Annotated in this window: 27 protein-coding genes and 2 pseudogenes; 19 read left to right on the top strand and 10 right to left on the bottom strand. The window is 56.4% G+C overall.

Annotated features, from left to right (window positions below; translation table 11 throughout):
* The first annotated feature begins 68 nt into the window (after positions 1-68).
* Both N8E89_RS18000 and N8E89_RS17995 read left to right on the top strand, forming a co-directional pair.
* A complete protein-coding gene (locus tag N8E89_RS18000) occupies positions 69-1,826 on the top strand; it encodes a tetratricopeptide repeat protein (protein ID WP_262260663.1) in 1,758 nt (585 codons plus the stop codon).
* 211 nt (positions 1,827-2,037) lie between these two features.
* Complete coding sequence (locus tag N8E89_RS17995; RefSeq protein ID WP_262260661.1) at positions 2,038-2,151, top strand: hypothetical protein; 114 nt, start codon at positions 2,038-2,040, stop codon at positions 2,149-2,151.
* Between the two features lie 181 nt (positions 2,152-2,332).
* Here N8E89_RS17995 and N8E89_RS17990 read toward each other — a convergent pair whose 3' ends face one another.
* Genes N8E89_RS17990 through N8E89_RS17975 form a run of 4 tightly spaced genes read right to left on the bottom strand, consistent with a single transcriptional unit; the run spans position 2,333 to position 5,440 of the window.
* The gene (locus N8E89_RS17990; protein WP_262260659.1) at positions 2,333-2,545 is read right to left on the bottom strand and encodes a hypothetical protein; all 213 of its coding nucleotides are present in this window, start codon (positions 2,543-2,545) and stop codon (positions 2,333-2,335) included.
* A 4-nt stretch (positions 2,546-2,549) separates the two neighbouring features.
* Positions 2,550-3,512: a hypothetical protein gene (locus N8E89_RS17985; protein WP_262260657.1), complete on the bottom strand. Its 963-nt coding sequence runs from the start codon at positions 3,510-3,512 to the stop codon at positions 2,550-2,552.
* Positions 3,513-3,519: 7 nt separating this feature from the next.
* Complete coding sequence (locus N8E89_RS17980) at positions 3,520-4,788, bottom strand: alpha/beta hydrolase (protein ID WP_106663033.1); 1,269 nt, start codon at positions 4,786-4,788, stop codon at positions 3,520-3,522.
* 19 nt (positions 4,789-4,807) lie between these two features.
* Positions 4,808-5,440 (bottom strand): response regulator, encoded by a 633-nt coding sequence (locus N8E89_RS17975; protein ID WP_106663034.1) that lies wholly within the window; start codon positions 5,438-5,440, stop codon positions 4,808-4,810.
* Positions 5,441-5,731: 291 nt separating this feature from the next.
* On the opposite strand from N8E89_RS17975, the gene N8E89_RS17970 reads away from it, so the two are divergent.
* From N8E89_RS17970 to N8E89_RS17950, 5 genes are all read left to right on the top strand, one after another.
* Entirely contained in the window at positions 5,732-6,664 is a 933-nt protein-coding gene (locus tag N8E89_RS17970) for an ABC transporter substrate-binding protein (RefSeq protein WP_245448633.1), read from the top strand.
* 84 nt (positions 6,665-6,748) lie between these two features.
* Complete coding sequence (locus tag N8E89_RS17965; RefSeq protein WP_410010388.1) at positions 6,749-7,354, top strand: L,D-transpeptidase; 606 nt, start codon at positions 6,749-6,751, stop codon at positions 7,352-7,354.
* A 38-nt stretch (positions 7,355-7,392) separates the two neighbouring features.
* Positions 7,393-7,701 (top strand): hypothetical protein, encoded by a 309-nt coding sequence (locus N8E89_RS17960; RefSeq protein WP_262261953.1) that lies wholly within the window; start codon positions 7,393-7,395, stop codon positions 7,699-7,701.
* 78 nt (positions 7,702-7,779) lie between these two features.
* On the top strand, positions 7,780-9,105 hold the full coding sequence (locus tag N8E89_RS17955) for a DUF3300 domain-containing protein (protein ID WP_262260652.1): 1,326 nt from the start codon (positions 7,780-7,782) through the stop codon (positions 9,103-9,105).
* A 41-nt stretch (positions 9,106-9,146) separates the two neighbouring features.
* Positions 9,147-10,076 (top strand): DUF2950 domain-containing protein, encoded by a 930-nt coding sequence (locus tag N8E89_RS17950; RefSeq protein WP_262260651.1) that lies wholly within the window; start codon positions 9,147-9,149, stop codon positions 10,074-10,076.
* A gap of 181 nt (positions 10,077-10,257) precedes the next feature.
* On the opposite strand, the gene N8E89_RS17945 is transcribed toward N8E89_RS17950, so the two are convergent.
* Entirely contained in the window at positions 10,258-10,674 is a 417-nt protein-coding gene (locus tag N8E89_RS17945; RefSeq protein ID WP_113171452.1) for a hypothetical protein, read from the bottom strand.
* A gap of 479 nt (positions 10,675-11,153) precedes the next feature.
* Between N8E89_RS17945 and N8E89_RS17940 the strand changes: the two genes are divergently transcribed.
* From N8E89_RS17940 to N8E89_RS17900, 10 genes are all read left to right on the top strand, one after another.
* Positions 11,154-11,384, top strand: coding sequence for a hypothetical protein (locus N8E89_RS17940; protein WP_146147750.1), 231 nt, complete (start codon positions 11,154-11,156; stop codon positions 11,382-11,384).
* Positions 11,385-11,472: 88 nt separating this feature from the next.
* On the top strand, positions 11,473-11,808 hold the full coding sequence (locus N8E89_RS29015; protein WP_315975656.1) for a substrate-binding domain-containing protein: 336 nt from the start codon (positions 11,473-11,475) through the stop codon (positions 11,806-11,808).
* Positions 11,735-12,523: a substrate-binding domain-containing protein gene (locus N8E89_RS17935; protein WP_315975655.1), complete on the top strand. Its 789-nt coding sequence runs from the start codon at positions 11,735-11,737 to the stop codon at positions 12,521-12,523. Before N8E89_RS29015 ends, N8E89_RS17935 begins: the two co-directional genes overlap by 74 nt.
* A 90-nt stretch (positions 12,524-12,613) precedes the next feature.
* Positions 12,614-13,987: a phosphate ABC transporter permease subunit PstC gene (gene pstC / locus N8E89_RS17930; protein ID WP_262260649.1), complete on the top strand. Its 1,374-nt coding sequence runs from the start codon at positions 12,614-12,616 to the stop codon at positions 13,985-13,987.
* Positions 13,980-14,318 carry a DUF3333 domain-containing protein gene (locus N8E89_RS17925; RefSeq protein WP_262260648.1) on the top strand — a complete coding sequence of 113 codons (339 nt, stop codon included), beginning with the start codon at positions 13,980-13,982 and terminating at the stop codon, positions 14,316-14,318. Before pstC ends, N8E89_RS17925 begins: the two co-directional genes overlap by 8 nt.
* Positions 14,319-14,340: 22 nt before the next feature.
* A complete protein-coding gene (gene pstA, locus N8E89_RS17920) occupies positions 14,341-15,720 on the top strand; it encodes a phosphate ABC transporter permease PstA (protein ID WP_410010321.1) in 1,380 nt (459 codons plus the stop codon).
* A gap of 15 nt (positions 15,721-15,735) precedes the next feature.
* Positions 15,736-16,551: a phosphate ABC transporter ATP-binding protein PstB gene (gene pstB, locus N8E89_RS17915; protein ID WP_262260647.1), complete on the top strand. Its 816-nt coding sequence runs from the start codon at positions 15,736-15,738 to the stop codon at positions 16,549-16,551.
* Positions 16,552-16,573: 22 nt separating this feature from the next.
* A complete protein-coding gene (gene phoU / locus N8E89_RS17910) occupies positions 16,574-17,305 on the top strand; it encodes a phosphate signaling complex protein PhoU (RefSeq protein WP_106663332.1) in 732 nt (243 codons plus the stop codon).
* A gap of 17 nt (positions 17,306-17,322) precedes the next feature.
* Entirely contained in the window at positions 17,323-18,009 is a 687-nt protein-coding gene (gene phoB, locus N8E89_RS17905) for a phosphate regulon transcriptional regulator PhoB (RefSeq protein ID WP_162707281.1), read from the top strand.
* Positions 18,010-18,169: 160 nt separating this feature from the next.
* The gene (locus N8E89_RS17900) at positions 18,170-18,343 is read left to right on the top strand and encodes a hypothetical protein (protein WP_262260646.1); all 174 of its coding nucleotides are present in this window, start codon (positions 18,170-18,172) and stop codon (positions 18,341-18,343) included.
* A gap of 237 nt (positions 18,344-18,580) precedes the next feature.
* Here N8E89_RS17900 and N8E89_RS17895 read toward each other — a convergent pair.
* A pseudogene (locus N8E89_RS17895) lies at positions 18,581-19,484 on the bottom strand (LysR family transcriptional regulator).
* Positions 19,485-19,605: 121 nt separating this feature from the next.
* Between N8E89_RS17895 and N8E89_RS17890 the strand changes: the two are divergent.
* Together N8E89_RS17890 and N8E89_RS17885 are read left to right on the top strand one after the other, a co-directional pair.
* Positions 19,606-20,331 (top strand): SDR family NAD(P)-dependent oxidoreductase, encoded by a 726-nt coding sequence (locus tag N8E89_RS17890; RefSeq protein ID WP_106663334.1) that lies wholly within the window; start codon positions 19,606-19,608, stop codon positions 20,329-20,331.
* On the top strand, positions 20,325-20,813 hold the full coding sequence (locus N8E89_RS17885; RefSeq protein WP_262260644.1) for a RidA family protein: 489 nt from the start codon (positions 20,325-20,327) through the stop codon (positions 20,811-20,813). Before N8E89_RS17890 ends, N8E89_RS17885 begins: the two co-directional genes overlap by 7 nt.
* Positions 20,814-21,053: 240 nt before the next feature.
* Here N8E89_RS17885 and N8E89_RS17880 read toward each other — a convergent pair.
* The 4 genes and pseudogenes from N8E89_RS17880 to N8E89_RS17865 form a co-directional block, all read right to left on the bottom strand.
* Positions 21,054-22,326: pseudogene (locus N8E89_RS17880) on the bottom strand (alpha/beta fold hydrolase).
* A gap of 258 nt (positions 22,327-22,584) precedes the next feature.
* A complete protein-coding gene (locus N8E89_RS17875) occupies positions 22,585-23,619 on the bottom strand; it encodes a sensor histidine kinase (protein WP_106663049.1) in 1,035 nt (344 codons plus the stop codon).
* Positions 23,603-24,205, bottom strand: coding sequence for a response regulator transcription factor (locus tag N8E89_RS17870; RefSeq protein ID WP_410010320.1), 603 nt, complete (start codon positions 24,203-24,205; stop codon positions 23,603-23,605). The genes N8E89_RS17875 and N8E89_RS17870 overlap by 17 nt, the downstream gene beginning before the upstream one ends.
* A gap of 127 nt (positions 24,206-24,332) precedes the next feature.
* Complete coding sequence (locus N8E89_RS17865) at positions 24,333-25,103, bottom strand: SDR family oxidoreductase (RefSeq protein ID WP_106663051.1); 771 nt, start codon at positions 25,101-25,103, stop codon at positions 24,333-24,335.
* Positions 25,104-25,196 lie beyond the last annotated feature (93 nt).

Below are 25,196 nucleotides of genomic sequence, written 5' to 3'. Positions count from 1 at the left end.
TTCACCCTATGGCGTCGCGGAACGTTCCGTTCGATTGTATCCTGGGATGAAAATTGCGGGGTTCTGCCATGGAAGTTGACGCGAATGTCGACCTACCGGAAACGGAAGGGGTTACAGAGCTGGAGGCTCAGATGGAGCTGGACAGGCTCCTTGCCGACTCACAATTCCATTCGACGGAGCGCAATAGGAATTTTCTGAGGTTTGTCGCCAAAGAAATGTTTGAAGGGCGTGGCGGTGCGGTAAAGGCGTACACGATTGCGGTTGACGTTTTCGGCCGTCCCTCCAGTTTTGACCCCACGACTGATCCGATTGTCCGCATAGAGGCGACAAGGCTCAGGGCATCCCTTGCTCAGTATTATGAATCCCGTGCCGAAGAAGGCAGCGTTCGCATAGAATTGCCGCGCGGAAGGTATATCCCGGTCTTCACAAAAGCACCGCCGCAGGGGGACAACCTCGATGATGTCGACGCTGCCGACGAACCCAGATTTGAGGGATTATACTCCGGGTGGTGGAACACGGCCTCGAAGCGCAGTTTTATCGTTTCGGTTATCGCTGTCGCGGCAGCCTTTGTCACAATTTGGCTGGTTTCTGCCAAATCACCTGTATTCTCGGACAAGCCTAGTGTCGCAGTCGAGATGAAGCTGGCAGGTAACCAGACAGATATCGAGGCCGGACTTATCCGTGACTATCTGATGATAGCTTTGTCGCAATTCCAGACACTCAAGCTTGCCGCTGGTCAAACGCCCGATGTTGTCGCTGCCGGTGCCGCACAGGCCGCCCCCGGGCCGCTGTCGTTCAACTCTGCGCAACGAACGACAAGTCCTTATCACGTTATCCTCAAATACCACCCAGCAGATGCAGATCGCGCGGTCTGGTGGCAGATCGTCAATCCTGTAACCGGGGAAGCACTGCACTCAGGAGTCGAACGGGTCTTGGTGGACAAGAAATCAGAGACCGATGTCCGGCGCGAGCTCGTCACGAACCTTGCGACCCGGTTCGCCGGCACCCGCGGCGCGATCAACAGCATTGAACTGGCACGTGAGCTGACTGCGCCAACCTTTGGTAATGGCTGTATTCTTCGTTCTGCTGTGGCAGTTGAGCAGTTCAACCCCGATGAATTGTGGGAAGCCAAGACTTGCCTCGATGCCACGCTCCTGGCGGCACCCAATGATCCTGACGTCAACGCTGAGCTGGCAATCGTACTCCTGGAGTTGGAGGCGCCGGAAGTGTCGGCCGAATTGACCGCGCGCGCACTCGCACTTGCAAATCGATCTGTCACTCTCGCGCCGACGTCGGATCGTGCCAGCTATGCTCAGATGCTGGCCCTGTTTCGAACTGGACAAATGGAAGCGGCCTTCGCGTCCGGGTATCGGGCGATGTCGCTCAATCCGAACAACAGCGTCATACCAGCCCGATTGGGTTCTTTGCTTTTTGCCCATGGCAGATGGGCGGAGGGCGCCGGTTTGGCCATTAAGGCTGGCATGATCGAAAACGTCCCCAATACCGACACGGGCCTAACTTTGGCTCTTGATGCCTACCGGCGCGGAGAATTTGCCGAAGCCCTCCTTCGGGTCCAGCAAATGGGACGTTCTGACAATTATGTGGCGAATATTCTTGAGATAGCAGCATCCGGGCAATTGAAGGAAGCCGGGAGTGCGAAAGACGCGGCACATCGCGTGAGTTCTTATCGCGAACATTTCTGGACGTCTTTCCGCGCTGACATGACGGCGAGGCACTATGTGCCTGCACTTATTGACCAGCTTGCCGCCGGACTGATCAAGGCGGGCGTCCCTTTGCCTCGCCCCGTGGCGGACGCCGCCAACTAGAGGCGGCATCGCCGCGAGCTTCGGGACACCCGCCGGTCAGGACGTCATCAAGAAGCGATATAGCGATCTGGCTTATAAGCGCGCGATGCAGATCCACATATGGGCGCTGCCGGCACGTTGAGCGGAGGTTTACAAACATGCACAGGGGGTAGGCATCGAAAAGGACGAAGACCGCAACGTCGAGACCGGGTCCAAATATCTGCGCTACCTGATGGATACTTATATCAACGAACCCGGTTTGAATGAACGTGACCGGCAGTTGCTGGCATTTGCGGCTTACAATGCCGGTCCGGGGAACTTGAACAAGTTCCGCCACGGGCCTTGATCAGAATGTGTGGTTTGGGAATGTCGAGAATTCCGCCGCTTCAATAGCGGGTAGGGAGACGGTCCAGTACGTCGGCAACATCTATAAATACTATGTTGCCTATACGATGCTGGCCGAGAGGCTCCAGGAGAACGCTGATGCTTTCAATACCGGGACAAAAGGCGGTTAGCGCGCTCCAGTTTCAAAACAGCAGAAGGTGTTTGAGAACCGGAATGAGTTCCTTGACGGGAAGCTGCGTGAAGCCGGCCGCCGCAAATGGCAATAGCGCAGCCGCAGATACCGGGACGAGCGTTGCTCTGGTCACCAGCATTGGGGAGAGTTTCTTGGCGGCCTCATAGAACTTTGCGGGGTCCGGAATCTCATCCTCGGTTACGTTGCCTTCATCCGCGATCACATTTCTACCCAGCGTTTTCCGCTCGGCCTGCCGCTGGTATTCGGTTCCGCGGGTCGCGGCAGCCAGCAGTGAGCTTTTTCTTGAGGTCGGAAAGCAATCTCATGAAACATATGAGCGGAATTCCGAAATAGGCAAATATCAATGCAAGCCACAAACCCATGATGGTACTGAGCGCCGAAACCGTGAATGTGCCGTGCAGGACCTGGTGGGTTACAGCTGCCGAGATGACGCCACTCACGGCAACCGTGAATAGCACATACGCGTTGGGATACTTGCCGATGAACCCAAGACCACCATGGCCATCCGGGTGACTGGCGACGAGCCGGGTTTCCAGCCGCGAAAGGTCCCGCAACAGCAGGGACCATATGATGTGCCGCCACAGAGCACGTCCCACCAGGAACCAGAAGAGCGTATTGCTGACGATGATTGACCACCACGCCGCCGGGCTGAGCGATGTGCTGGCATCGTTGATCGTTGTCGCCCATGATGACGATGTACCATTCTGGTCATTCATCAAGAGAACGCCGGAAGCCAGCAGTGCCAGCAGCAGACATATCAGTTCGGCCGGCGTTGAGTTTCGCCGGCGAAGGGCTCTGGCCACCGCCGCTTTGGCCAGACCAAGGGACTTTGGCGTGAGGAGCCGCCCGTCGAAGAGTTGCCGGACACTTTCGCGCAGGTGCTCTTCAATCTGTGTTTCCGCCAAAACGAGGAGGCCGATCGCTAGAAAGAAACGCGCCCAGGCGCCGGGATCGAGCAGAAAGGGACGAGCCGCGAGTGGTCCGAGGGCCGTACCCGCCACTACACTAAGAATCAATGGAACACCCCAGGCCAACGAGACGAAGACAAGTGCGCGGACGACCGGATTGAGACCCTTGCCGCGAATTAATTTCGCCTTTAGTTGCAGGTCATAAAACGGCCCTCCGCGGGCGATGAGAAAGGGCCGGGGGTGATTGGGGTCGTCCACCATAGACGAATCAGTAGCTCAATTCGCTTGATGGCGTCTTGCTTCCCAAAGTTCTGTCAAGTTTGCTGGGTTTCTTCGGGGCCTGATTTTGCTGCTCGAGCACTGTCAGTGGCGCAGCCACCGTCGTAGCGGCTACCTTTCCAACCGTGCTGACTGTTCCGGCAACCACCGCCGTTATGCCCTGGCCGAGCGATACATTCGAATCGGTCAAAGTCTGCCCGGTCACCAGGCGCTGGCCGATTAGCTGTACGACCTGCGGGCTTTCCGCGAATTTGCCATGATTGAGCCTGTCTCCGCTTTTGACCTTGGTCAGGTCGATTACTGTAATGCCGGCTTTTTCAAGCTGGGTGCGATAGGGCTCGTCCGCCGGATTGATCGCTCCAAGCCGTTGCACGTCGCCTGAAATGAAACGCGAAGCTGCAAGTGCCCGGTCGTCCTGGGAGACGAAGATAGTAAATTGCGGGCGTTTCTCGCCCATTTCCGTCCATTGGCGTGCGAACACATCGACATCAATGTCTGGCGATGCGAGAATGACGTTATCAATCTTTGCGGCTACCCTGCCGTCACGGATTGCCATCTGGCGCAAGGATTCCACGGCAAGCCAAGTCCCCATGGAATGAGCCATGACCGTGATATCCTTGACGTCCGGGTCTTTCGCCAGCGTACGCAGCGTCTGCTCGAAAGCCACCCGTGAGTAGTTGGTGCTTTCCTTGTCGTAATTGTAATCGAAGACGCTGGCGCGAGACGGCCAGGTAAAAAGGATTGGAGCCACTTGCGCGCCGGAATCGTGAACGATTTGGGCAAAGCGAAACACGGAATCTTCGTAGCGATTGTTGAATCCATGGACGAAAACCAGGGCATGGCCGCCAACGGTGTGCTTCCGGAACCAGGACCGGCCATCCTCGACGGAATTCAGCTGCCTGACGTTGGTAACTGCAAACTCGGTTTCCGGATTCGGCGGCAGCCGCTTGGGCCACTGGACGCTGCCGGCCTTGCGATACTTGTCAGAAGGAATCGAAACAGTGATTTCGTTCAGATAGGGCCGTGGACTGCGCTCGCCCGTAAATAAGGTAGCAGGATCGTCCGAAGGGACGCGGCTTGTCACGACGAGCATGTCCACTTTTGACCCGCCGGTCGCTCCTGTGGTGAGAACGGGGGCCATGACACCCCTGGCGTGGCCGGCGCATCCACCCAATACAAGGGCGAACAACAGCAGGGCAGGTACGCCGAAGCGTGGAAGCCCAAGGGACGGGGTTGGTCCTGGAGTGTGATACTTCATGTTTCGCTTTTTCGACAGGTCATGCTTCAATGAGCCGGTTTCTGATCGCATACCGAACGAGCGCGGCGGTTGATTTGGCGTCGAGCTTGCGCATGGAAGCGGAACGGTGGCTTTCAACCGTTTTCTCGCTGAGCCCCAGGATCGCTGCGGTTTCCTTGTTGCTGTGTCCCTCCGCAATCAGTTTGACGACTGCCGTTTCCCGCGCCGTCAGTATGCTCGGCGAGGCATCCGATTTCGCGAGATACGAGGACACCAGGATATCGGATACCGTCTTCGTAAAGAATGGCTGATGGTGTTCCAATGCTTCCACTGCCTGAACCAGGTACAAGGTCGCATCCGACTTGAGCAGATATCCCCGGACGCCAGCTTCGAGAATATTCCGCAACAAAGCCTCGTTATCGTGTTGGGTAAACATGAGGACTTCGGTCTTGGGGCTGTGGACACGGATCTGGCGGGCAACTTCAATCCCGTTGATGAAGGGCAGGGCATAGTCGAGGATCGCGATTTCTGGTTCGGTTACCCGCGCTTGTTCCACCGCATCGCGTCCATCGGCTGCCTCGCCCACGACCTCCCAACGATCTCGTCTCGACAGGATCGCCCTGACGCCTTGCCTAACGATCTCATGGTCGTCAGCGATTAGGATTCGTGTCATAGTCGCCCCCGCATTTGGTCGGTCCGGCATGCTCCTCATTTATCCCCGAGATGGCCAGAGCAGAACAGATTACTCCTACACCGGAAATGCGGTTCCGGCAAAAATTAACAGTTACGTACTTCCGGTTGCGGCGCCGATGCCCGTTAATGCCGCAACAAATCAGCGGGAGCGCCCAAGATGAAGCAACGACCGTTCCGGGAATTGTGTCCGCCAAGCTGCGAACCTTCCCTTGCGAAGCCGGTGAGACGCCTCCGGTCGACAATGCTCGGCCAATTGTTAGCCTTGGGGTCGATGATATATTTGCTGCTGCCCGGGGTTGCGGTTGCCGCCGATCTCGTCGTGGCGATGCCGAATTGGCCCTCGGGCCAAGTGACGGCAAACATCATCAAGTCCGCACTGAAGAAAGATCTCAGTCTGGATGTCGAAGTGCGGGAGATGGGCACGATGACCGCATTTGCCGGCCTCGCCTCCGGACAGGTCGACATACATCCTGAGGTCTGGCTGCCAAATCTCGCTTCGCTGGTGGGCAGGTATGCCGGCAAGGATGGGCCGGTGCAGATCGCCGATATCGGCGTGTCCGCATGGCAGGGAATCTGCACCACCAGGCAGACCGTCGAAAAAACTGGCATTCGTGCCGTAGCCGACCTCCTCGACCCGAAAAAGACCGCTGCCTTTGATACGGACGGCGATGGCCAGGGTGAAATGTGGGTTGGTGCGGAGACCTGGTCGTCGACGGCGATCGAGCGCATTCGCGCCAGCAGCTATGGCTATGCCAAGACAATGCGCCTGCTTCAAATGCCGGAGGAAATGGGCATGGCGGCAGTCGATGCCGCGGAGGCGACCGGCAAACCGATCATTTTCGCCTGCTATAGTCCGCATGTCGTCTTCAAGTTGCACGACATCGTCAAGCTCGACGAGCCCGCTTACGATGCCGCCAAATGGCATGTCGTGCTTCCAGCGGACGATCCGGATTGGCTGTCAAAGTCGAGCGCACCAGTGGCTTGGGACAAGGCGCATTTCCACATCGCCTACGCGAAAGCGTTGGCGACCAGGAAACCCGAGGTTACCAAATTCCTCGAGAGTATCGATTTCACGCCGGAAGAGATCATCGAGATGAGCTATGCTGTCGAGGTCGACCGCCAGTTGCCCGCTGCCTACGCGGAATCCTGGGTCGCCAAGAACGGTGACCGCGTCGCCAAGTGGTTGAAGGGGAGAGTGCAATGAAGCCGGTTTCGCGTTTGCCTTTCAGCACAAAGTTCATTGGCGGGATGGCACTGGCCGGATTTCTGGCCGCTTGCGCTCGCCAGCATCGGTTTGGCGCAAGTGCCCAAGACGCAGATTTATGATGCGAAGACACGCACCTGGGTCAGTTACGACAGCAGGAAAGCCCGCAAATACTACGCTGCCAACGGGCAGGTGCCGGAAGCCTTCCGCAGGCAGGTCGTGGTATTCCGGACTGCTGAAAAGCCGGGAACCATCATAATCGACGGCAACCAGCATTTTCTCTACCTCGTAAAGGGTGGAGGGCAGGCGGTGCGCTACGGGATCGGTGTAGGCCGCGATGGCTTCGGTTGGGCAGGCATTGTACGGGTGGGCAGGGTGGCCGAATGGCCAACTTGGACGCCGCCAGCCGAAATGGTGGCGCGTGATCCGAACGCTGTCAAATTTGCGGGCGGCATGCCCGGAGGCCCCGACAACCCGCTGGGCGCGCGTGCGCTTTATCTGTACGAGGGTGATCAGGACACGATTTACCGTATCCACGGCACGCCCGAACCATGGTCGATCGGCCTGAATGTATCCTCGGGCTGCATCAGAATGAACAATGACGACATTGTCGACTTGCATTCACAGATTGAGGTGGGCGCAAAAGTGATCGTGCTCATGCAGGGCGCATCTCTTTACAAGGGTGTTTGAGCAGCAAAAGCAGGGTGAACGCGATGCTTTGCAAATCGGTGTGGATCTTGAAAACAATACTGCCCTTCGTTTTTGCGGCAGGTTCGGTGGCCCTTGCGGGATGCCAATCGAGCCCAGCGCCCGAAAACATGACGCGTAATACGATGCAGACGGCACCGGCCGACCTGCAACTTGCTTGCGCAACGGCGGCGTCGACAAAATTCGGAGCAGATCACGCTTCGGTTCTCCCGGTAAGTTCGAGTGTGCTCGACGGTGGAAAGTATCAGATCATCCTTGAAGCCAAGGGACAGCGTTCGACTTGTCTGATCGATCAGGCAGGAACTGTCCTCTCGCTGGAAAAGGCCTGAACATAATGCCGTAAGCTACACTGGCACAACATAAAACAAGAATCCGCCGATGCGGAAGGCCGATGAGGAGATGCCGGAATGTCATGGCACCGAAAGACGATCGCGCTCGTTGCATCAGCCGCGCTGATGTTCCTTTCCGGATCAGGAATCCAATATGCAGCAGCCCAGAATGCGGCTGCGCCGGCCGCTACAACGGCACCAGCAGCCGAGGCGCCCAAACTACTTACTTCCACTGAGCTGCAGACGCTTGTTGCACGTGTCGCCCTCTATCCCGATGACCTCGTTGCGCTGGTGCTGTCGGGCAGCCTCAACCCGCTACAGATCGTGCAGGCCGCAAGATTTCTGGACCAGAGCAAAACCAAGCCCGACGCGAAACCGGATCCTTCGTGGGATGGCAGCGTCGTATCGCTTCTCAACTATCCCACAGTCCTGACCATGATGAATGACGATCTCGACTGGACTGAAGAACTGGGAGAAGCGGTCGTCAATCAGCAAAAGGACGTGCTGGTGGCTATCCAAGATCTACGTGACAAGGCCGTAGCCAATGGCGTGATCAAGTCGGATGATAAAGTTATCGTCGAGACGAAGAACGACAATGTCATCATCCGCCCGGCGAAAAAAGAAGTGACCTATGTCCCTGTTTATGATCCGGTTATTCTGACCAGTCCGACATATGTGGCGACGGCGCCGATCGTCTATGGCGACCCGTATCCTTCCTACTACTACCCCTACGCGCCCTATTGGGCCGGCTTTGTTACCGGTGTGGCCTTTGGTGCCGCTGTTGACTGGGATAACTGGCACGCCTGGGGAGGCAACGACGTCGACATCAACGTCAATAGTTTTAATCGCAACGACTTCCAATTCGACAAGAACAACATCAACAACCTGAACTTTGACAGCAGCAAGCTCAACTTTGACAGCGCTTCGATCGCAAATACCCTTCGCGAGAACAAGGGAAATCGCCTTGATCTGCGGAACAACGGCCAGATCGGAAACCTTGGCGGTCTTGCCGGCGCTGGATCGAGAATCCAGAGCGGCGACGTGCGCCGCGATGTGCAAAACCAGTTGACAACCGGCGGCGGCAACCTCGCAAACCAGCTTCCGGCTCAGGGCGCAAATCGGCCGGCCAATCGTAACATCGGGCAGAATGCAACTGCCAATCGTCAGAGCCTGAATGATGCCAGCACAATCCGTCCCGGGCGGCCAAGTCAAAAACCGGCTGGCCGCGTCGATAGCCGTCCCGGGCAACCGGGCGCGCTCGGCAGTTACGGCTCCGGTCGCGATGCCCGCTTCTCGTCCCAGCGCGGTAACGTCAGTCTGGGCGGCGGCGGAGGTGGACCAAGGTTCCAGGGTGGTGGAGGCGGAGCACGCTCCCAGGGCGGCGGCGGTCGCTTCCACCGCTGACCGGATGGCCAATCGGACTTTCCTTTCGAAGGGATCTCAAAATGTACGGCACAACTCCGAAAATATTGCTGGCCTCTGCGCTCCTGTCCCTGGCGGCATCGTTGTCCACATTCGCGGCAGAACCGTCGCTCCAGCGCTTCGTCGGTCCAGAGCCGGAAACATTCATGGAGCCGGGCGAGGCAGTGGATGCGCTGAAAGAGGATCTTGAAGCGAAGGACATTGATCACTTGGCGAAGATTCTTGGTCTCAAGGCCGAAGAGGCCAAGAAGTCGGATGATTTCGACGAGCGGCTCACCGACCTTCAGAAAGCTGCCAAGGAGCGCGCGGAAATCCGGGACCGCGAGGATGGTGTCAAGGAAATCATCCTTGGCAATCTCGCCTGGCCATTTCCATTTCCTTTGGTCAAGCGCGATACAGGCTGGCAGTTCGATACGCTCAAGGGCCTCGAGGAAGTTCTGGCGCGGCGTATAGGTGAAAATGAAATTGAAGCGATCCAGACCTGCCGCAATTACATCCTCGCCCAGGTTGCCTACGCCAAGGACGATCACGACGGTGACAGTGTCCTTGAATTCGCCCAGAAGATTATCAGCGATGAGGGCAAGCAGAACGGTCTCTACTGGAAGTCCGCAGGCGGCGAGGAAAGCCCAGCAGGCGGTTTTGGAGACGCTTCAAAGATCGAAGGGGCGGCAGGTTCGGACCGCGGCTATTTCGGTTATCGCTACCGCATCCTCAGGGCTCAGGGCAACAATATCGCGGGCGGCAAATATGATTTCGTCATCAACGGCAACATGATCGCAGGACACGCGCTGATCGCCTGGCCTGCGATTTATGGCGAGACGGGCGTCATGACATTCGTCGTCAGTCATCATGGTACCGTGTATGAAAAAGACTTGGGGCCCGGTACCGGCAAGGCGGTTAAAGAGATAAGGTCGTTCAATCCGGATCGGACGTGGGAGCCTGTCGAGGATTGATCGGGATACTCAGAACTGGGGGGAGGCGCCGCTGATGTCGACGTCGACTGGGATGTTGCGGGCGCATAGGCTATCAGTTCAACGAAAGGATCTCCGATCTTCGGCGCCGTCATGCATTTCTGACGCGCTGACGCGCCAGAATGGTCCGCCGTTACTGACGGACGCCAGGTCCATTTGATACTCACATGTCGCACTTGTGATAGGTGATATACATGTTGTCCCCAAACGGGTCGAAGCGCTCGAACGTCTGGCTGTCAACGATCTTGAATGTCACCGTCTGGCTGTTTTCCATCATGGAGTCGACGCAATTCAGATTTGCGGCAAGACGGTCCTTCTGTTTGCGTACACTCTGCGTCGTGCATACCGCATTCGGTCCGGCAATCCGGCTTCCCGTGACAAGCAATCCGGTCGATGTCGATGCGGTCCGATCCTTGAAGTCGATCTTGTCGCCGACTTTTTTAAACGTATCCGCGCATTTTGTTCCATCCATGGTCCATGCACCCTGCAGCTCCTTGATGGATGCAGTCATGGCGCTGGTGGCCATGCACAGGCCGGCGACGCCACTCAAAAACATGACCTTGCTGAATTTGTTTTTCATCGAGGTAACTCCGAGATCCGTTTCACGCTCACCACGATAGGCATTTGTCCCGGTGCCGGAAATGGGACCGGCGGGAATATACCGCTACGATACGGTAAATGCGCGGTCCGCCAAAATAATAATGGCTGTTTATCCACGTCCTCCAAACCTCGTTTATTCTAAGCCGGTCCTTTCCACGGGGAACTGCTTCCGGACCCGCTGTCCGGGGAGGTTCTGTCCAAGGGTTCCCCTGCCGGTACTAGGACCGGCGCGTGCCGGACGAGCACTCTAAGGGGCACGTAGGTGACGCATGGAATGCCGCAAATGGCCTTCCCCGGTGCCGAAGCCTCCCAAGCGGAACGGACGGGATGAAAAGTCGCCGGACGGGCGGTCTTCGGATCGCATATACCTTCTACCAAGACGCGCTTCGGCGACCGCCCGTCTTCCCCAGCCACTCAATGGCCAGACTCAGAGAATGAGGGCGTGGCGGGGGGAGGGCGTTGTGGCGCTACGGCCAGGACCGCAAATGCTCGATAAGGGCTATGCAGGGACGGCATTTCCCGCTGGCCATTGCCGGTGGTGCGTCAATGCTGCCGCAGGATGTAATTGAAATCGTTGAAGGTTTGCAAATTGATTATGGGCAGCTTGCTGGTTTATCCGACATATGTTTTGCATTTAATATGCAATTTCAATTCGTTACAGGTAGAAGCGCTGCGAGGAAACGTTTGTGATCAAACCGTAATATCAGTGTCACATCACTGTAATAAAAGCTCTGTAGATAGCGCTTACTTCAAAAGATTTCTAACGGGAGTAATGACTATGACCAAGCTTCTCACTACGGCTGCCGTTGCTGCGATCGCGATCGCAGCTTCCCTCGGTTCAGCCGCGGCTCGGGATCAGATCCGTATCGTCGGGTCGTCGACCGTATATCCATTCACCACAGCTGTGGCTGAAAATTTCGGCAAGACCTCTGGCATGAAAACACCGGTGGTTGAATCAACTGGAACAGGCGGCGGCATGAAGCTGTTCTGCGCCGGCGTTGGTGAAAGCCATCCTGACGCAACCAATGCCTCGCGCTCGCATGAAGAAGGGCGAATGGGCGGATTGCACGAAGAATGGTGTCAAGGATATCGTCGAAATCCTGATCGGCTATGACGGTTTGACTTTTGCTCAAGCCAAGGCTGGCCTTCAGATGAAGATCACCCGCAAGAACCTCTTCCTGGCATTGGCCAAACAGGTCCCGGATGCTGACGGCAAGCTGATCCCGAACCCATACAAGAACTGGTCGGACATCGACGCGTCGCTTCCGAACGAAAAGATCGAAGTTCTTGGACCTCCTCCGACATCGGGCACACGGGACTCGATGCATGAGTTGTTCATGGAAGTCGGTGCCGGTGAAATCCCTGCACTGAAGGCCCTGAAAGAGAAAGATGCGAAGGCATTTGAAACCGTGTGGAAGTCGGTTCGTGAAGACGGCGCTTACGTTGAAGCCGGCGAAAACGACAACGTCATTGTTCAAAAGCTCGAAGCAAATCCAAAGTCATTCGGCGTTTTTGGCTACTCGTTCCTCGAAGAGAATGTTTCGAAGTTGTCCGGCGTTCCAATTGACGGCGTTGCACCCTCTTTCGAAACGATCGCCGACGGTTCCTACAAGCCTTCGCGTGAGCTCTTTGTGTACCTGAAGAAGGCCCATGTTGGCGTTGTTCCGGGTCTGGATAAGTTCGCATTCGAATATGTTTCTGATGCTGCGACGGGCGACGAGGGTTACCTTTCCGATAAGGGCCTCGTTCCTCTGCCGGCAGAGAAGCATGCGGAAGTTGCCAAGGCTGTAAACGCCTTGGAGCCGATGAAGGGCGATGAGCTGAAATAAGCTCGCTACGAAACGGGGTAGCCGGACGTAAACTCCGGCTGCCCCGTTCTCGCATGAAGCTAATGGGCAAAGACCGAGATTGGCGCGACCATGACCACAGCATATTTCCTGATACTTGCGCTATTAACCCTCACGTGGTTTTTGGTGGGCCGGCAGAGGGCATCATCACTTGCAGGTACTGATCCATCCGCGCTCCACTCGCTACCGTCGTACCACGGGCTTTTCCTGGCGGCATTGGTGTTTCTGCCAATGCTTCTCATATTTGCCGTGGGTGCTCCGCTTGCCGAGCGATACGTGGAAGCTACGGCGCTGAAGGGTTTCGACCCTGCGACGGTTTCCGAGGGATTGGGACGCAGCGCAATCCTTCGTGACATCCAATCCGTCCTGGCGGGCAATTATTCCGGTACTGCGGCACCCGAATTGACCGCGGGTGCATCCGCATATGCACAGGCCTCGAATTTTGCTCATTGGTCGCTGCTGATTGCCGGCGTCGTCGCCGCACTGCTTGCCGCTATCTCCGGCTTCCGCCTGATTGGTCCGGAGTTCCGCGCTCGCAACAGTGTCGAGCGATTGGTCAAATATGTGTTGCTTGCATGCTCTGCAATCGCAGTGCTCACCACCGTTGGCATTGTATTTTCGGTGCTTTTTGAAACGATCCATTTCTTTTCAAAGGTTTCTCCGATCGACTTCCTGTTTGGACTTCAATGGTCGCCGCAGACCGCCATTCGCGCTGATCAGGTTGGTTCGTCAGGCGCATTTGGTATTGTGCCGCTCGTCACCGGTACTTTGTTGATTACGGTGATTGCGATCGCTGTGGCGGGCCCATTGGGACTCTTTGCCGCCATCTACATGGCTGAGTATGCAAGTCCGCGGGTGCGTGGCATCACCAAACCCATTCTGGAAATCCTTGCCGGCGTTCCAACAGTGGTGCTTGGTTTTTTTGCAGCCCTGACAGTCGCGCCGTTCATCCGCGGGTGGGGAGAAATGGTGGGCTTGAATGTGGCGTCGGAATCGGCGCTTGCCGCAGGGCTGGTCATGGGCATGATGATCATTCCGTTCGTCTCGTCGCTTTCCGATGACGTCATCAATGCCGTTCCCCAGGCCCTGCGGGACGGCTCCTATGCCATGGGTGCCACGAAATCGGAGACGATCAAGAAAGTGGTGCTGCCTGCCGCGCTGCCCGGCATCGTATCGGCCTTCATGCTGGCCATATCGCGTGCCGTTGGTGAAACCATGATCGTCGTCATGGCGGCAGGTCTTGCCGCCAACCTGACATTCAATCCATTGGAAGCGGTCACAACCTTTACCGTGCAGATCAAGACAATCCTGGTCGGTGATCAGGAGTTCGACAGCGCCAAGACGCTCTCCGCCTTCGCACTCGGCTTTGTGCTCTTCTTCTTCACACTTGTGCTCAATTTCATCGCGCTCCAGATCGTCAAGAGATATCGGGAACAATATGACTGACATCACCTCATCGTCCGACATTGTCGTCACCGCCGATCCGCGCGACGCGCTGATCAAGAAGCGGTATCGTGCGGAGCGCCGTTTCAAGTTCTATGGCATCGCCGCGATTGTCGTAACTGCGATCTTTCTTTCTGTTGTCCTTATCGACATCCTGCTGAAAGGAATTCCTGCGTTCTCCGAGCACCGCATTGACTTGAAGGTGATTGCCGATCAAGCCGCATTGGACCCTCAAAAGACCGGCGATCGCACGGCACTCCTGGCCGGCAACTACGACAAGATTATTCGCGACGGCTCTGGCGGCACAGTTTCCCGACGTAACGACGCGTGCTGACCGGCGGGCCCTCAACGGCCTTTTGAGTTCCGGTGCTTCGGATGATTTCCGCCGCATGATCGTCAGCAATCCTTCGTTGATTGGCCAGGAAGTGACTGTTCCCGTGCTGCTTTCCGATGACGCCGATCAATATCTCAAGGGGTATCAAACGGCCGAAACCAACCTCAAAGGCGACGGCACACTAACCCAGACCATCAACGGCGATGTTTATTCCTTACGGTCATCCGGTGATGACTTCGCCAAGGCTTTCAAGGAAATTCAGGCGTTCCTATTCGAACGGCTTGACAGTCTGCGAAGTGAAATAGCGCGCCTTGAACGATCTTTGCCCGGTTTGGCGGGTGATGCAGCCGCTGCATTGAGCGGGCAGATTGAAACCCTCAAATCTGAAGCCAATACGCTGAACGCGCGGATCACAGACGCCAACACCGCAATCGAACTCGACCAGCGGTTGCCCAGTCTGCTCGTCAACGTGAACGGTGGTACCATCAAGGCAACGCAGATTAGTCCCGCCGGAATTGATGGTCTGAAAATGATCACGCCGACAAGCACGGAGCCGGCGAATGCCGGAACGTGGTCGATCCTGACGCTCGAGACACCGGAGTCCAACCGGCGAGTCCAGGATCAATCGGCCACTTGGCTCGAGCAATTGAAAGCAACGGGGACGCTCGAAAAGGCCTTCGCCACACGGTTCTTCACATCTGGTGATTCCCGTGAACCCGAGCTTGCCGGTATCCGGGGCGCTTTGACCGGAACATTGTGGACGCTCGCCGTCACATTGATCCTTTGTTTGCCACTCGGCGTCGGCGCGGCGATTTACCTGGAAGAGTTCGCGCCTAAAAACCGGATCACCGAAGTCATCGAAATCAACATCAACAATCTTGCGGCTGTTCCATCGATCGTCTTCGGTTTGCTCGGATTGGCAATGTTCCTGAACTTTTTCGGTCTCCCAAGATCCGCGCCGTTGGTAGGCGGTCTGGTGCTGGCCTTGCTTGTCCTGCCGACAATAATTATCGCCTCGCGCGCTGCCCTGAGAGCTGTTCCGCCATCCATCAAAGAAGCAGCCCTTGGTGTCGGAGCATCACACCAGCAGGCCATCTTCCACCACGTGTTGCCCTTGGCCATGCCAGGTATCATGACAGGCACCATCATCGGCATGGCGCATGCTCTCGGTGAAACCGCTCCGCTGTTGATGATCGGCATGGTTGCCTTCATCGTTGACATACCGGGAGGTATTACAGAAGCGTCGACGGTGCTTCCAGTTCAGATCTATCTATGGTCTGATCTTCCGGAAGTTGCCTTCCAGGCCAAAACAGCCGCCGCGATCCTGGTACTGCTGGCATTTCTCTTCATCATGAACGCTTCAGCGATCATGCTACGTCGACGCTTCGAACGTCGTTGGTAAACGAGGTATAAGGACATGAACATGCTCACTGAAGTTGATGTGGAAAAGAAATTGTACGGCACCCCTGATCAGACCAACATCAAGATGCGCGGTAAAAACGTATCCGTATTTTACGGCGCGAAGCAGGCCCTGTTCGATGTCAACCTTGACATCAGGGAAAAGGAAGTCACGGCATTGATCGGACCCTCGGGCTGCGGCAAGTCCACTTTCCTCCGCTGTTTGAACCGTATGAACGATACGATTTCGATCTGCCGCATTACGGGCGACATCACTCTCGACAATCGTGATATTTACGATCCGAAAATCGACGTCGTTCAGTTGCGTGCGCAAATCGGGATGGTGTTCCAGAAGCCTAATCCTTTTCCGAAATCCATCTATGAAAACGTTGCTTACGGCCCGCGGATTCATGGTCTGGTCAAGGGCAAGGGCCACCTCGATGAGATCGTTGAAAAAAGTCTGCAGCGAGCAGGGCTTTTCACTGAGGTCAAGGACCGCTTGCATGACTCGGGAACGAGCCTTTCCGGCGGCCAGCAGCAACGCCTGTGCATTGCCCGCGCCATCGCCGTTAGCCCCGAAGTCATCCTGATGGATGAGCCGTGCTCCGCGCTGGATCCAATTGCCACTGCCAAGGTGGAGGAATTGATCGACGAACTGCGCGAGAACTACACGATCGTCATCGTTACGCATTCGATGCAGCAGGCCGCCCGCGTTTCGCAGCGGACAGCGATGTTCCATCTCGGCAATCTGGTTGAGGTGGGCGACACGGAAATGATGTTCACCAGCCCGTCGGAAAAGCGGACGCAGGACTATATTACCGGGCGCTTTGGTTGATCCCTGAAACGAGGACATGGACATGACAGAACATACAGCACAGCACACCGTCCGTTCCTACGACGAAGAACTGAAGTTCCTGGCGCACAAGATCGCGGAGATGGGCGGTCATGCAGAGCGTATGGTTGAACAGGCGGTTACGGCCATGGTCAATTCCGACAACGCGCTGGCACAGCGCGTGATTTCGGACGATCTTATTCTTGATGCTGGCCAGCGCGAGATTGACGAAAAAGCCATTACCATCATCGGCAAGCGCCAACCAATGGCGATTGATCTGCGTGAAGTGATAGGCACGATCCGCATTTCCTCCGATCTCGAACGCATCGGCGACCTTGGCAAGAACATCGCCAAGCGCGTCGTTGCCGTTACCGACACCCGCCAGACATTGTCGGTCTATCGCGGCTTGCAAACCATTGCGGAACTGGCACTGACGCAGCTGAAGGACGTGCTCGACGCCTACGCGACGCGCTCGGTACAGCAGGTAAACATTGTGCGCGAGCGGGATGACGAAATCGATGCGCTGTATACTTCGCTTTTTCGCGAGCTCCTGACATATATGATGGAGGATCCGCGCAATATCTCGGCCTGCACGCATCTTCTGTTCTGCGCCAAGAATATCGAGCGGATTGGCGACCATGCGACCAACATTGCCGAGACGGTATATTACATCGTCACTGGCTCGCAACTGCCGGCCGAGCGGCCGAAGGAAGACCAGACCCACAGCATCGTTGTCGATGAAGCCAGACAACCGTAATCCAGGATAAATGAGCCATGGCGATAGCCCCCAAAATCACCGTTGTGGAGGACGAGGAAGCTTTGAGCGTTCTTCTCCGGTACAATCTTGAAGCTGAAGGCTATGTTGTTGAGACAATCACGCGCGGCGATGAAGCGGAAATTGCCTTGCGGGAAAAGGTGCCGGACCTTCTAATCCTCGACTGGATGCTGCCCGGCCTTTCGGGAATCGAGCTCTGCCGGCGCCTCCGCGCACGTCGCGAAACGGAAATCCTGCCGATCATCATGCTGACGGCGCGCGGCGAGGAGAGTGAACGTGTCCGGGGGCTCTCTACGGGAGCCGACGATTACATGGTCAAGCCATTTTCGACGCCGGAACTTCTTGCTCGGATCAAATCCATGTTGCGGCGGGTCAATCCGAGCCTGTTGTCGCATGTGCTGAGCTTTGGTGACCTGAAGCTGGACCGCGAACAACACCGGGTATTCCGCAAGGAACGCGAATTGAAGCTTGGGCCGACTGAATTCCGCCTCCTGGAATTCCTGATGCAGTCTCCGGGACGCGTGTTCTCTCGTGGCCAGCTGCTCGACAATGTGTGGGGCGCTGATATCTATGTCGATGACCGAACCGTTGACGTGCATGTCGGCCGCTTGCGCAAGGCTATCAATATTGGCCGCTCGATCGATCCGATCCGGACTGTGCGCGGCGCTGGCTATTCTTTTGGTTGACGAAACTTTTTGTCACGTCCGTTGATCCAGTGGCCCGCGAATGGTGCTGCCAGTCCCACCTGCCAATAGCGCAACAGAAAACACGCCTGCCTTCCGAGGGAGGCCGCGATTTCATGCGGGTAAGCAAATTCCGCGGAATCCTCGCCCCCAGGTCGCGGCCGTGATCGAACTCAAGGCCGATGCCCGCCTGACTTTCGAGGTAAGTACACCGGACACACCCATGCAAGGCTTTGATGTGAACACGCTGGCGCTTGAACCTGATCGCTTTGTGCTCAATCTCGCCGCGCGCTCCGCCATTTGCAAGCCGAGGCATCAAGTGGCGATGCGGACCTGATGCGGTAGGCGGCGCGCTACTGGAGCGTTTTGGTGCCGAGACATTGAGTCTTCGATCCTGCAGGACTTCCCCTTCCGGACAGCGTATCGAAAAACGAGGTCAAGCCGAAGAGCGCCATTTGAAGGGACTCGTTTGGGATGCAACGCCACCACGGTCACCAATCGATATATCTTTATGGCGTTCAAGCGATGTGGTTTTACGCCAGCCATTACCAACCTCCCGATGCACCAAAAGCAGTTAGCGCAACGGACTCCATAGGGAGCTCTTCCAAGCCTTGAGTTCATGGAGGAAGACCTGCAGTTTCGCCGGCAAATAGCGTCGTGTCGGGTAGACGGCGTGCACGAAAATTTCTGGCGATGACCAGTCTGGCAGAAGACGAACGAGTTTGCCTTGTCGGATACGTTCGTCGCAATAGGTTGACGGCAGCAGGCCGATCCCATGCCCAAGATAGGTAAAAGCACTTATCGAATGGAAGTCCCTGCTTGATAAGGGTCCGGACACATGCAGTTTTACCGATTTGCGTCCGTTGACCAAATGCCATTCCGCCTCGTTGTTGCGGCCGTTGAGCAGAATGCACTGATGGTCTTTCAAATCCTCCGGTTTCACGGGGGGCGACCGGCCTTCGAGATAGCCTGGAGTAGCGACGACGTAGCGGACGCTCTTCCCTATTGTCTGGGTTACAATTGTCGAGATCCCGAAGTTCACCGAAACGAATGCCGACGTCAACGTTCTCTGCAATCAGATCGAGGAATAGGTTCGTGACGAAAAGGTCGACCTGTATCCGTGGGTACGTTTTCAGGAACGCGGAGAGAAAATCATAAAATGGCTCTTGACCCATGATCACCGGAACAGAGATTTTCAGCAGGCCTTCCGGCTCTTTCTGCGTCTGTGTCAGAACCCGCTCCGCGTCAAACAAGTGACTGAGGGGTTCGCCGCATTGATTGTAGTAGGCACGGCCCTGGAGGGTGAGCGTCAGCTTGCGGGTCGTTCGCTGCAGCAATGTGACACCGAGCTGATCTTCGAGTGCGGAGACTTTCCGGCTGACAGTAGACACTGGCATCCCGAGCGCGTGCGCGGCCCGGCTGAAGCTTTGGAATTGCGCAACCTTCACGAAAACCGCGATGTCATTGAGATCGACCATGCATTTGATTTTTGCATAAATGGAAAAAAGATTCCAGATATTTCCATCTAATCGCGGAATAGAACGTCAGCCATATTCATTGGGAGCAAGCACAATGCTGCGCAATCCAATGGAGATCAAAATGCAAACACGAAAGACTGTTGTCATTACGGGAGCCTCGCAAGGTATCGGAGCAGGCCTCGTTAACGCCTTCGTCGATCGCGGCTACAATGTTGTCGCGACATCTCGCCAGGTCAGTGCTTCCGATGCTTTTCGAGCCTCAAGTCAGCTGGCGCTGGTCGATGGTGATATCGGCGATCCTGAAACGGCAACAAAAGTGGCAGAAACCGCCATGGACCGGTTCGGGACGATCGATGCTCTCGTAAACAACGCCGGTATTTTCTTCACCAAGCCATTCCTTGATTATACAGTGGCCGACTTCAAAAGATTGTCCTCGACAAATCTCGAAGGCTTCATCCACCTCACCCAGCTTGTTGTGAAACAAATGCTGGCGCAGAAGTCCGGCGGCAGTATCGTCAGCATCACGACGCCGCTAATCGATCATCCGATCGCTGGCCTCACCGCTTCGGTCCCGATGATGACCAAGGGCGGAGTCGACGCGATCTCCAAAAATCTCGCGATGGAATATGCGAGGGATGGGATCCGGGTCAACACAGTCGCTCCCGGCGTGGTCGACACGCCCTTGCACAGGGACAATCCGAAGGAATTCCTGAGGACGCTGTCGCCGATGGCGAGTATTTCCAATGTCCAGGAAATTGTCGACGCAGTCGTTTTCCTGATCGAAGCGCCACATGTAACCGGGGAGGTGCTGCACGTTGACGGTGGCGCACATTTGGGGAAATGGTAGACTATGCGAAAGCGCCCGTGGCCGGCGCAGAAGCGCGGCTGCAGGAGCTCGGCATCACGCTTCCCCCGCCGCCGACACCGCTTGGTGCTTACGTCGAAGCGGTGACGATCGGCAACCTCGTCTACCTGAGCGGCATGTTGGCCGTCGCAGGTCGTGAAACTCCCTTCGTCGGACGCGTTGGCGTTGAACTCACGGTCGAGCAAGGCCGTCAGGCTGCCGAAGTGGCAAGCCTCAACGCTCTATCGGCGGTAAGAGAATATCTGGGCTCTCTCGACAAGGTCAGCAGGGTCGTAAAGCTTGGCGTTTACATCGCGACCGCGGGGGATTTCAGGGAGCATCCGATAGTAGCGGATGGAGCATCCGAGATGCTGGTCAACGTCTTTGGAGAGGAAAAGCTTTCTGGCCGGATCGTACTTGGCGTCGCGAGTCTGCCGCTCGGTCTGCCCATCGAGCTCGAACTCGTCCTGGAAGTCGATGCTTGAACGTTGCCAACAGTCCAGATGACCATTGCTATCCTAATATAAATCCGGATGCTCAAGCGCCCGGATTTATTCATGTCGTCTCTCTCTTGAATATTTCAACCGGTACGACGAAGTTACGGTCAATTCCCTTGGGACAAGGCCGCCGGTTTGATTAAATCGGCCGCCGCCAGCCAATACTCGCAGGTAAGATTGTCCCGCAGAGGGCTGCGGCTGCACGGTTAACAAAGGCGCAACGCTCAATCATCGCAAAGCCTGCCGGACATCCGGTATTCGCCAGAAAGGACGTTTGATTTCGACGAGTTGGCGGCGGGGGTCGCCAGCCTTCACTCTGTCGCGGATCAGTGCAACGAAGTCCGCTTTAACAGCCGGATCGGACAAGAAATAGCTGTGGCCGATGAAGCCGCCGCCTGAAAACTCGATGAAATCGACCAGCCTTCCCATCTGAGACCCTGCCCATTTGGACGCCGCCTGGCTCCTGTCTTTGGGAAGCCTGCCGACTGCGAGCTGCCCCAGCCGCAAGGCGCTGCCGAAGAGCAGTGTTGATGCCCTCAACGCCTTGTCGCTGGGAGACGAATAAACCGTGAGATGCATGGCGCCTTGAGGCGGGAACCTGCTTGGACTTGATTTGCTGCCGAAGGCAAGGTCTGGGTCCGATACCCACGCGAACAACTTGGAAGAAGCCACATCGAGATCAATATCGGGAGCGAAAAACACCGCGTTCGCGATCTTGTAGCGCTGCCAAAGCGAGGATCGGCTGACATAGGCTTCAATCGCGAGTTGCTGCACCACACTCGCGAGTACATCGGTTCCGCGGCTATGCGCCAGGAGGTGAAGCCGCTCGACACCCTTAGCTTCGGCGATGATGCGGATGGCTTTCTTGAAGTCCGCGACTGCAAACTCGCTCGACTCGCGGTCGATGTTGTAGCCAAAGAAAAAGCCGCCGGAGCCCCCGGCAGGCCATGTCAGGACAATGCAGGCAAACTGGTTCTGCAGCGACCGGCAAATCTCGCCTGTGGCGCGCGGCGTCGTCGAAGCTGTTGCCGTATCCGTGAATAAAAACCACGACTTCCTTACGATCGGCTGTTGCGAGACGACGAGCGACGTCGGCCTGCAGCGATGCGGCAGCCTGGTCATGGGCAGCGACTGCCCTCGGCGTGCGGTGTGGTCCGTTCGCGGTCGCCACGACGCCGTAAGGTGTCGCTGGAAACTGCCCGGTCCCGGAAATCGCGCCGACACGCAACTCACTTGTGGGAGAGTTGCGGGTCGGGGTGACCGACACCGATCCGAAGCTCAAGAACATGGCTCTTTCGGCACCGTAAGACAACGTGCTGTCCGATGCAGTTACAGGTGCCCGGTCGGTAACGTAGAGGAGGTCGAAGGCTCCAGAACTCTGGCGGGACCGAACGGTCGGGGTGTTTTGCAACGCCGGCGACGCAGTAACGGGCGGCGTTGCAACCTCCGCGCGCTGCGTGGCACAGCCGGCGAGGAAGACAAGCAAGAGGAGCCCTGACATTGCCCGACAAAAATTTATTCCGACCTATCCCATGCGTCCCCCATCCCGCTGCTTTCAAACGGACGAACCTTTGGTACCTCGGTTCCGGCGGCCGTTTTTCCAGTCGGAGCTCGTGCTCCTCCATGGCGTTGGTGCACCAATATCCAGTCGAGGATCGCTATATTTTCGGTAAGCGCATCGCCGCGTCGAAGCCGTGGCGGCTTGGCCGCAACAATGGGCGATTATGGGATCGAACGATATTATACGTGGGGCTATGTCCTACAGTGCCTTGAGGTAGGGAAGGTCATTGCATTGGTTGTCCAGTACAATCGCATGCTTGGTCAAAGACGTGATTTGTTGGGACCGGATATCCGTTGATGCCGGATTGTTCGCTACGTCAGCAGCGCTTTGCGTCGGGATTGAAAAACGGAACAGAGCCCCGCCGGCTGGATGATTGGCCGCAGTAATCGTCCCTCCGTGGGCGTTGACGATTGATTGGCAAATAGCCAGTCCTATGCCCAGCCCGCCTTCCTTGGTCGTGAAGAATCCATCGAAGATTTGCTCCATGTGATCGACGGGGATACCCATTCCAGTGTCCCTGATCGAGAAGGCGACATGATCGTTGCCGTCCAAACTGGTTTTGAGATAAATTTCGCGCCCCGTCTGAGGTGCCGGGTTCATGGCCTGGATGCTGTTGACGACCAAGTTGACTATAACTTGCTGCAATTGAATCCGATCACCATGCACGTGTGGAAGATTTGGCTCCAGGCTGGCCTTGATGACGACGTTTTTGTCTTCGGCCTCGTGGCTAAGAAAAACCAGGCATTGCTGAACGACATCATTGAAATCAAGCAAAGCATTGGTGGGTGCGCGCTTGCCGGCCATATCCTGGATCCGGCCAATTATTTCAGTGGCTCGCTGAGCGCTGTCGACGATACGAGATGTCAGTTGCTCGACCTTTTCAAGATTTGGCACAGCCTTCCTGAGATGGCGCAGAGTGGTCTGTGCATTCATCAGGATCGCTGCAAGCGGCTGTTTTATTTCGTGCGCTATCGAAGCGGTCATTTCGCCCAGCGTCGAAAGTCGCGCGGCGTGGAAGAAGTCCGCCTCGATTTTACGCAACCTGGCTTCTGCCTCCAGGCGCGGAGTGTTGTCGATCATGACGAGGATTGTCGCGCCGGATCGTTTACCCGGTACACGGAAACGATGTTCAAGTTGAAAACTTTCGTTCAACTCGCTGACGCTGCACGGTTTTAATAACCGATCAGTCACGGCTCCGTCAAAGCTATACGAAAGGTTAAGCCGGGTATTCATCACGTATATCCGCAGGCAGCGATTGCCATACACGAACCAGGTGCGTGAGGAAGGGCGTCTTCATCTTTCGCATCAAGTTGCTTCGATGGAGTTTGACCGTGATCTCCGAAATGTTAAGTTCGAAAGCTATCTGTTTGCTCATCGCGCCGCGAACAACGGCCGCCATGACTTGCCGTTCACGAGGGGTTAACGTCGCATAGAGTGCGCGATTGGCGTTGGATGTGTACTGTTCCGCTCGCTTATCCTTGTCTATTTCTATGGCTCTGTTCACCGCGTCGAGCAGAGTCTGGTCACGAACGGGTTTGGTCAGGAACTCGACCGCACCCGCTTTCATCGCCTGGACTGTCATCGGAATGTCGCCGTGGCCGGTCAGGAAAACGATCGAAGCGGAAATGCCGTTCGCGGCCAGGCTAATCTGAAAATCAAGACCGTTCACGCCGGGCATGCGGACATCGAGTATCATGCAGCCTGGTCGATCCAGCACATCGGCGTCGATGAGCGCCTGCGTCGAGTCGAAGCCGACGGCATCAATACCGACAGATTCCAGCAACTCGCAAATCGAAAGGCGCACCGATCTCGTCGTCATCCACCACCAATACAAGTGGACCAGACTCGAAACGAGCTCGAGTTTCCGTTGCGCTGACTATATTCCCTGACGAAATGTTCATTTTAACCTCCGATGCGTTGCGCAGCCTTACGCTGGTCGCGACAGTTCAGCCTTCCGAATGATCGTTTGTCTGAATTACAGTGCTGAGCCAGTCCTCAAAACATGTCGGGCCGATGCGCGGATCATCGCCGGGCGTCAGCGATCGATCGTTCAATTCCGCACCAAAGAAGCGTGCATGGACGTCTGGGATCACGGTTCGCGGGTCCTTCGTGGTATGCAAGTATTGACGTACAAGCTCGTCGATCGGCACCCGTTCTGGCCCCGCGATCTCGACCGTGCCGTTAATCGGCACTCCGACCGTAATTTTGGCCAAGGCGTCAGCCACGTCGTCAGAACCGATGGGCTGGAAGAGGGCAGGCGACGCCCGGACGAATTTCCCCTCCGTCCCCGATTGGGCGATGCCGTCCACGGTTTCGAAGAACTGTGTTGAACGGACGATCGTATAAGGAATGTTCGAGGCCTTGATCAGTTCTTCTTGAACCATCTTCGCGCGGCAGTGGCCATTCTCAGGAAAATGCTCGATGCCGACCAGCGAAAGCGCGACGTGATGCTCCACACCGGCGGCTGCTTCCGCAGCAAGGACGTTACCACCTGACGTCTCGAATAACTCCAGAACGGCCATGTCCTCGAATGAGGGAGAATTTGCTACGTCGACGACCACCTGAGCGCGTGCGAGTGCGTTCGCCAGTTCCTCATCAGTGAGGGTTTTGATGCCGGGGTTTGAAGATGTCGACACCACGAGGTGGCCCTGCTGGTGAAGTCTGTTGGCGAGCTTCGTTCCAATAACGTCGCTGCTGCGGATCAGTACGATTCTCACGACTTGGCCTCCGTTCCACATTGATCACGATCATTTGTGAGGGAGAATGCCAGCGCGCGGGCAGGAAGTCCTTGCAGAGCCCTTGAATTACAA

It is taken from the genome of Phyllobacterium sp. A18/5-2, assembly GCF_025452215.1.
GTDB lineage: Bacteria > Pseudomonadota > Alphaproteobacteria > Rhizobiales > Rhizobiaceae > Phyllobacterium > Phyllobacterium sophorae.
The sequence above is the reverse complement of the archived record's forward strand: the minus strand, read 5'-3'. Positions and strand labels throughout refer to the sequence as shown.

Bases quoted from the DNA above. Each gene is read 5' to 3' on its own strand.
- N8E89_RS18000 (WP_262260663.1), top strand. From the start codon at position 69: ATGGAAGTTGACGCGAATGTCGACCTACCGGAAACGGAAGGGGTTACA.
- N8E89_RS17995 (WP_262260661.1), top strand. From the start codon at position 2,038: ATGGATACTTATATCAACGAACCCGGTTTGAATGAACGTGACCGGCAG.
- N8E89_RS17985 (WP_262260657.1), bottom strand. From the start codon at position 3,512: ATGGTGGACGACCCCAATCACCCCCGGCCCTTTCTCATCGCCCGCGGA.
- N8E89_RS17980 (WP_106663033.1), bottom strand. From the start codon at position 4,788: ATGAAGTATCACACTCCAGGACCAACCCCGTCCCTTGGGCTTCCACGC.
- N8E89_RS17975 (WP_106663034.1), bottom strand. From the start codon at position 5,440: ATGACACGAATCCTAATCGCTGACGACCATGAGATCGTTAGGCAAGGC.
- N8E89_RS17970 (WP_245448633.1), top strand. From the start codon at position 5,732: ATGATATATTTGCTGCTGCCCGGGGTTGCGGTTGCCGCCGATCTCGTC.
- N8E89_RS17955 (WP_262260652.1), top strand. From the start codon at position 7,780: ATGTCATGGCACCGAAAGACGATCGCGCTCGTTGCATCAGCCGCGCTG.
- N8E89_RS17950 (WP_262260651.1), top strand. From the start codon at position 9,147: ATGTACGGCACAACTCCGAAAATATTGCTGGCCTCTGCGCTCCTGTCC.
- N8E89_RS17945 (WP_113171452.1), bottom strand. From the start codon at position 10,674: ATGAAAAACAAATTCAGCAAGGTCATGTTTTTGAGTGGCGTCGCCGGC.
- N8E89_RS29015 (WP_315975656.1), top strand. From the start codon at position 11,473: ATGACCAAGCTTCTCACTACGGCTGCCGTTGCTGCGATCGCGATCGCA.
- N8E89_RS17935 (WP_315975655.1), top strand. From the start codon at position 11,735: ATGAAGAAGGGCGAATGGGCGGATTGCACGAAGAATGGTGTCAAGGAT.
- pstC (WP_262260649.1), top strand. From the start codon at position 12,614: ATGACCACAGCATATTTCCTGATACTTGCGCTATTAACCCTCACGTGG.
- N8E89_RS17925 (WP_262260648.1), top strand. From the start codon at position 13,980: ATGACTGACATCACCTCATCGTCCGACATTGTCGTCACCGCCGATCCG.
- pstB (WP_262260647.1), top strand. From the start codon at position 15,736: ATGAACATGCTCACTGAAGTTGATGTGGAAAAGAAATTGTACGGCACC.
- phoU (WP_106663332.1), top strand. From the start codon at position 16,574: ATGACAGAACATACAGCACAGCACACCGTCCGTTCCTACGACGAAGAA.
- phoB (WP_162707281.1), top strand. From the start codon at position 17,323: ATGGCGATAGCCCCCAAAATCACCGTTGTGGAGGACGAGGAAGCTTTG.
- N8E89_RS17890 (WP_106663334.1), top strand. From the start codon at position 19,606: ATGCAAACACGAAAGACTGTTGTCATTACGGGAGCCTCGCAAGGTATC.
- N8E89_RS17885 (WP_262260644.1), top strand. From the start codon at position 20,325: ATGGTAGACTATGCGAAAGCGCCCGTGGCCGGCGCAGAAGCGCGGCTG.
- N8E89_RS17875 (WP_106663049.1), bottom strand. From the start codon at position 23,619: ATGAATACCCGGCTTAACCTTTCGTATAGCTTTGACGGAGCCGTGACT.
- N8E89_RS17870 (WP_410010320.1), bottom strand. From the start codon at position 24,205: ATGACGACGAGATCGGTGCGCCTTTCGATTTGCGAGTTGCTGGAATCT.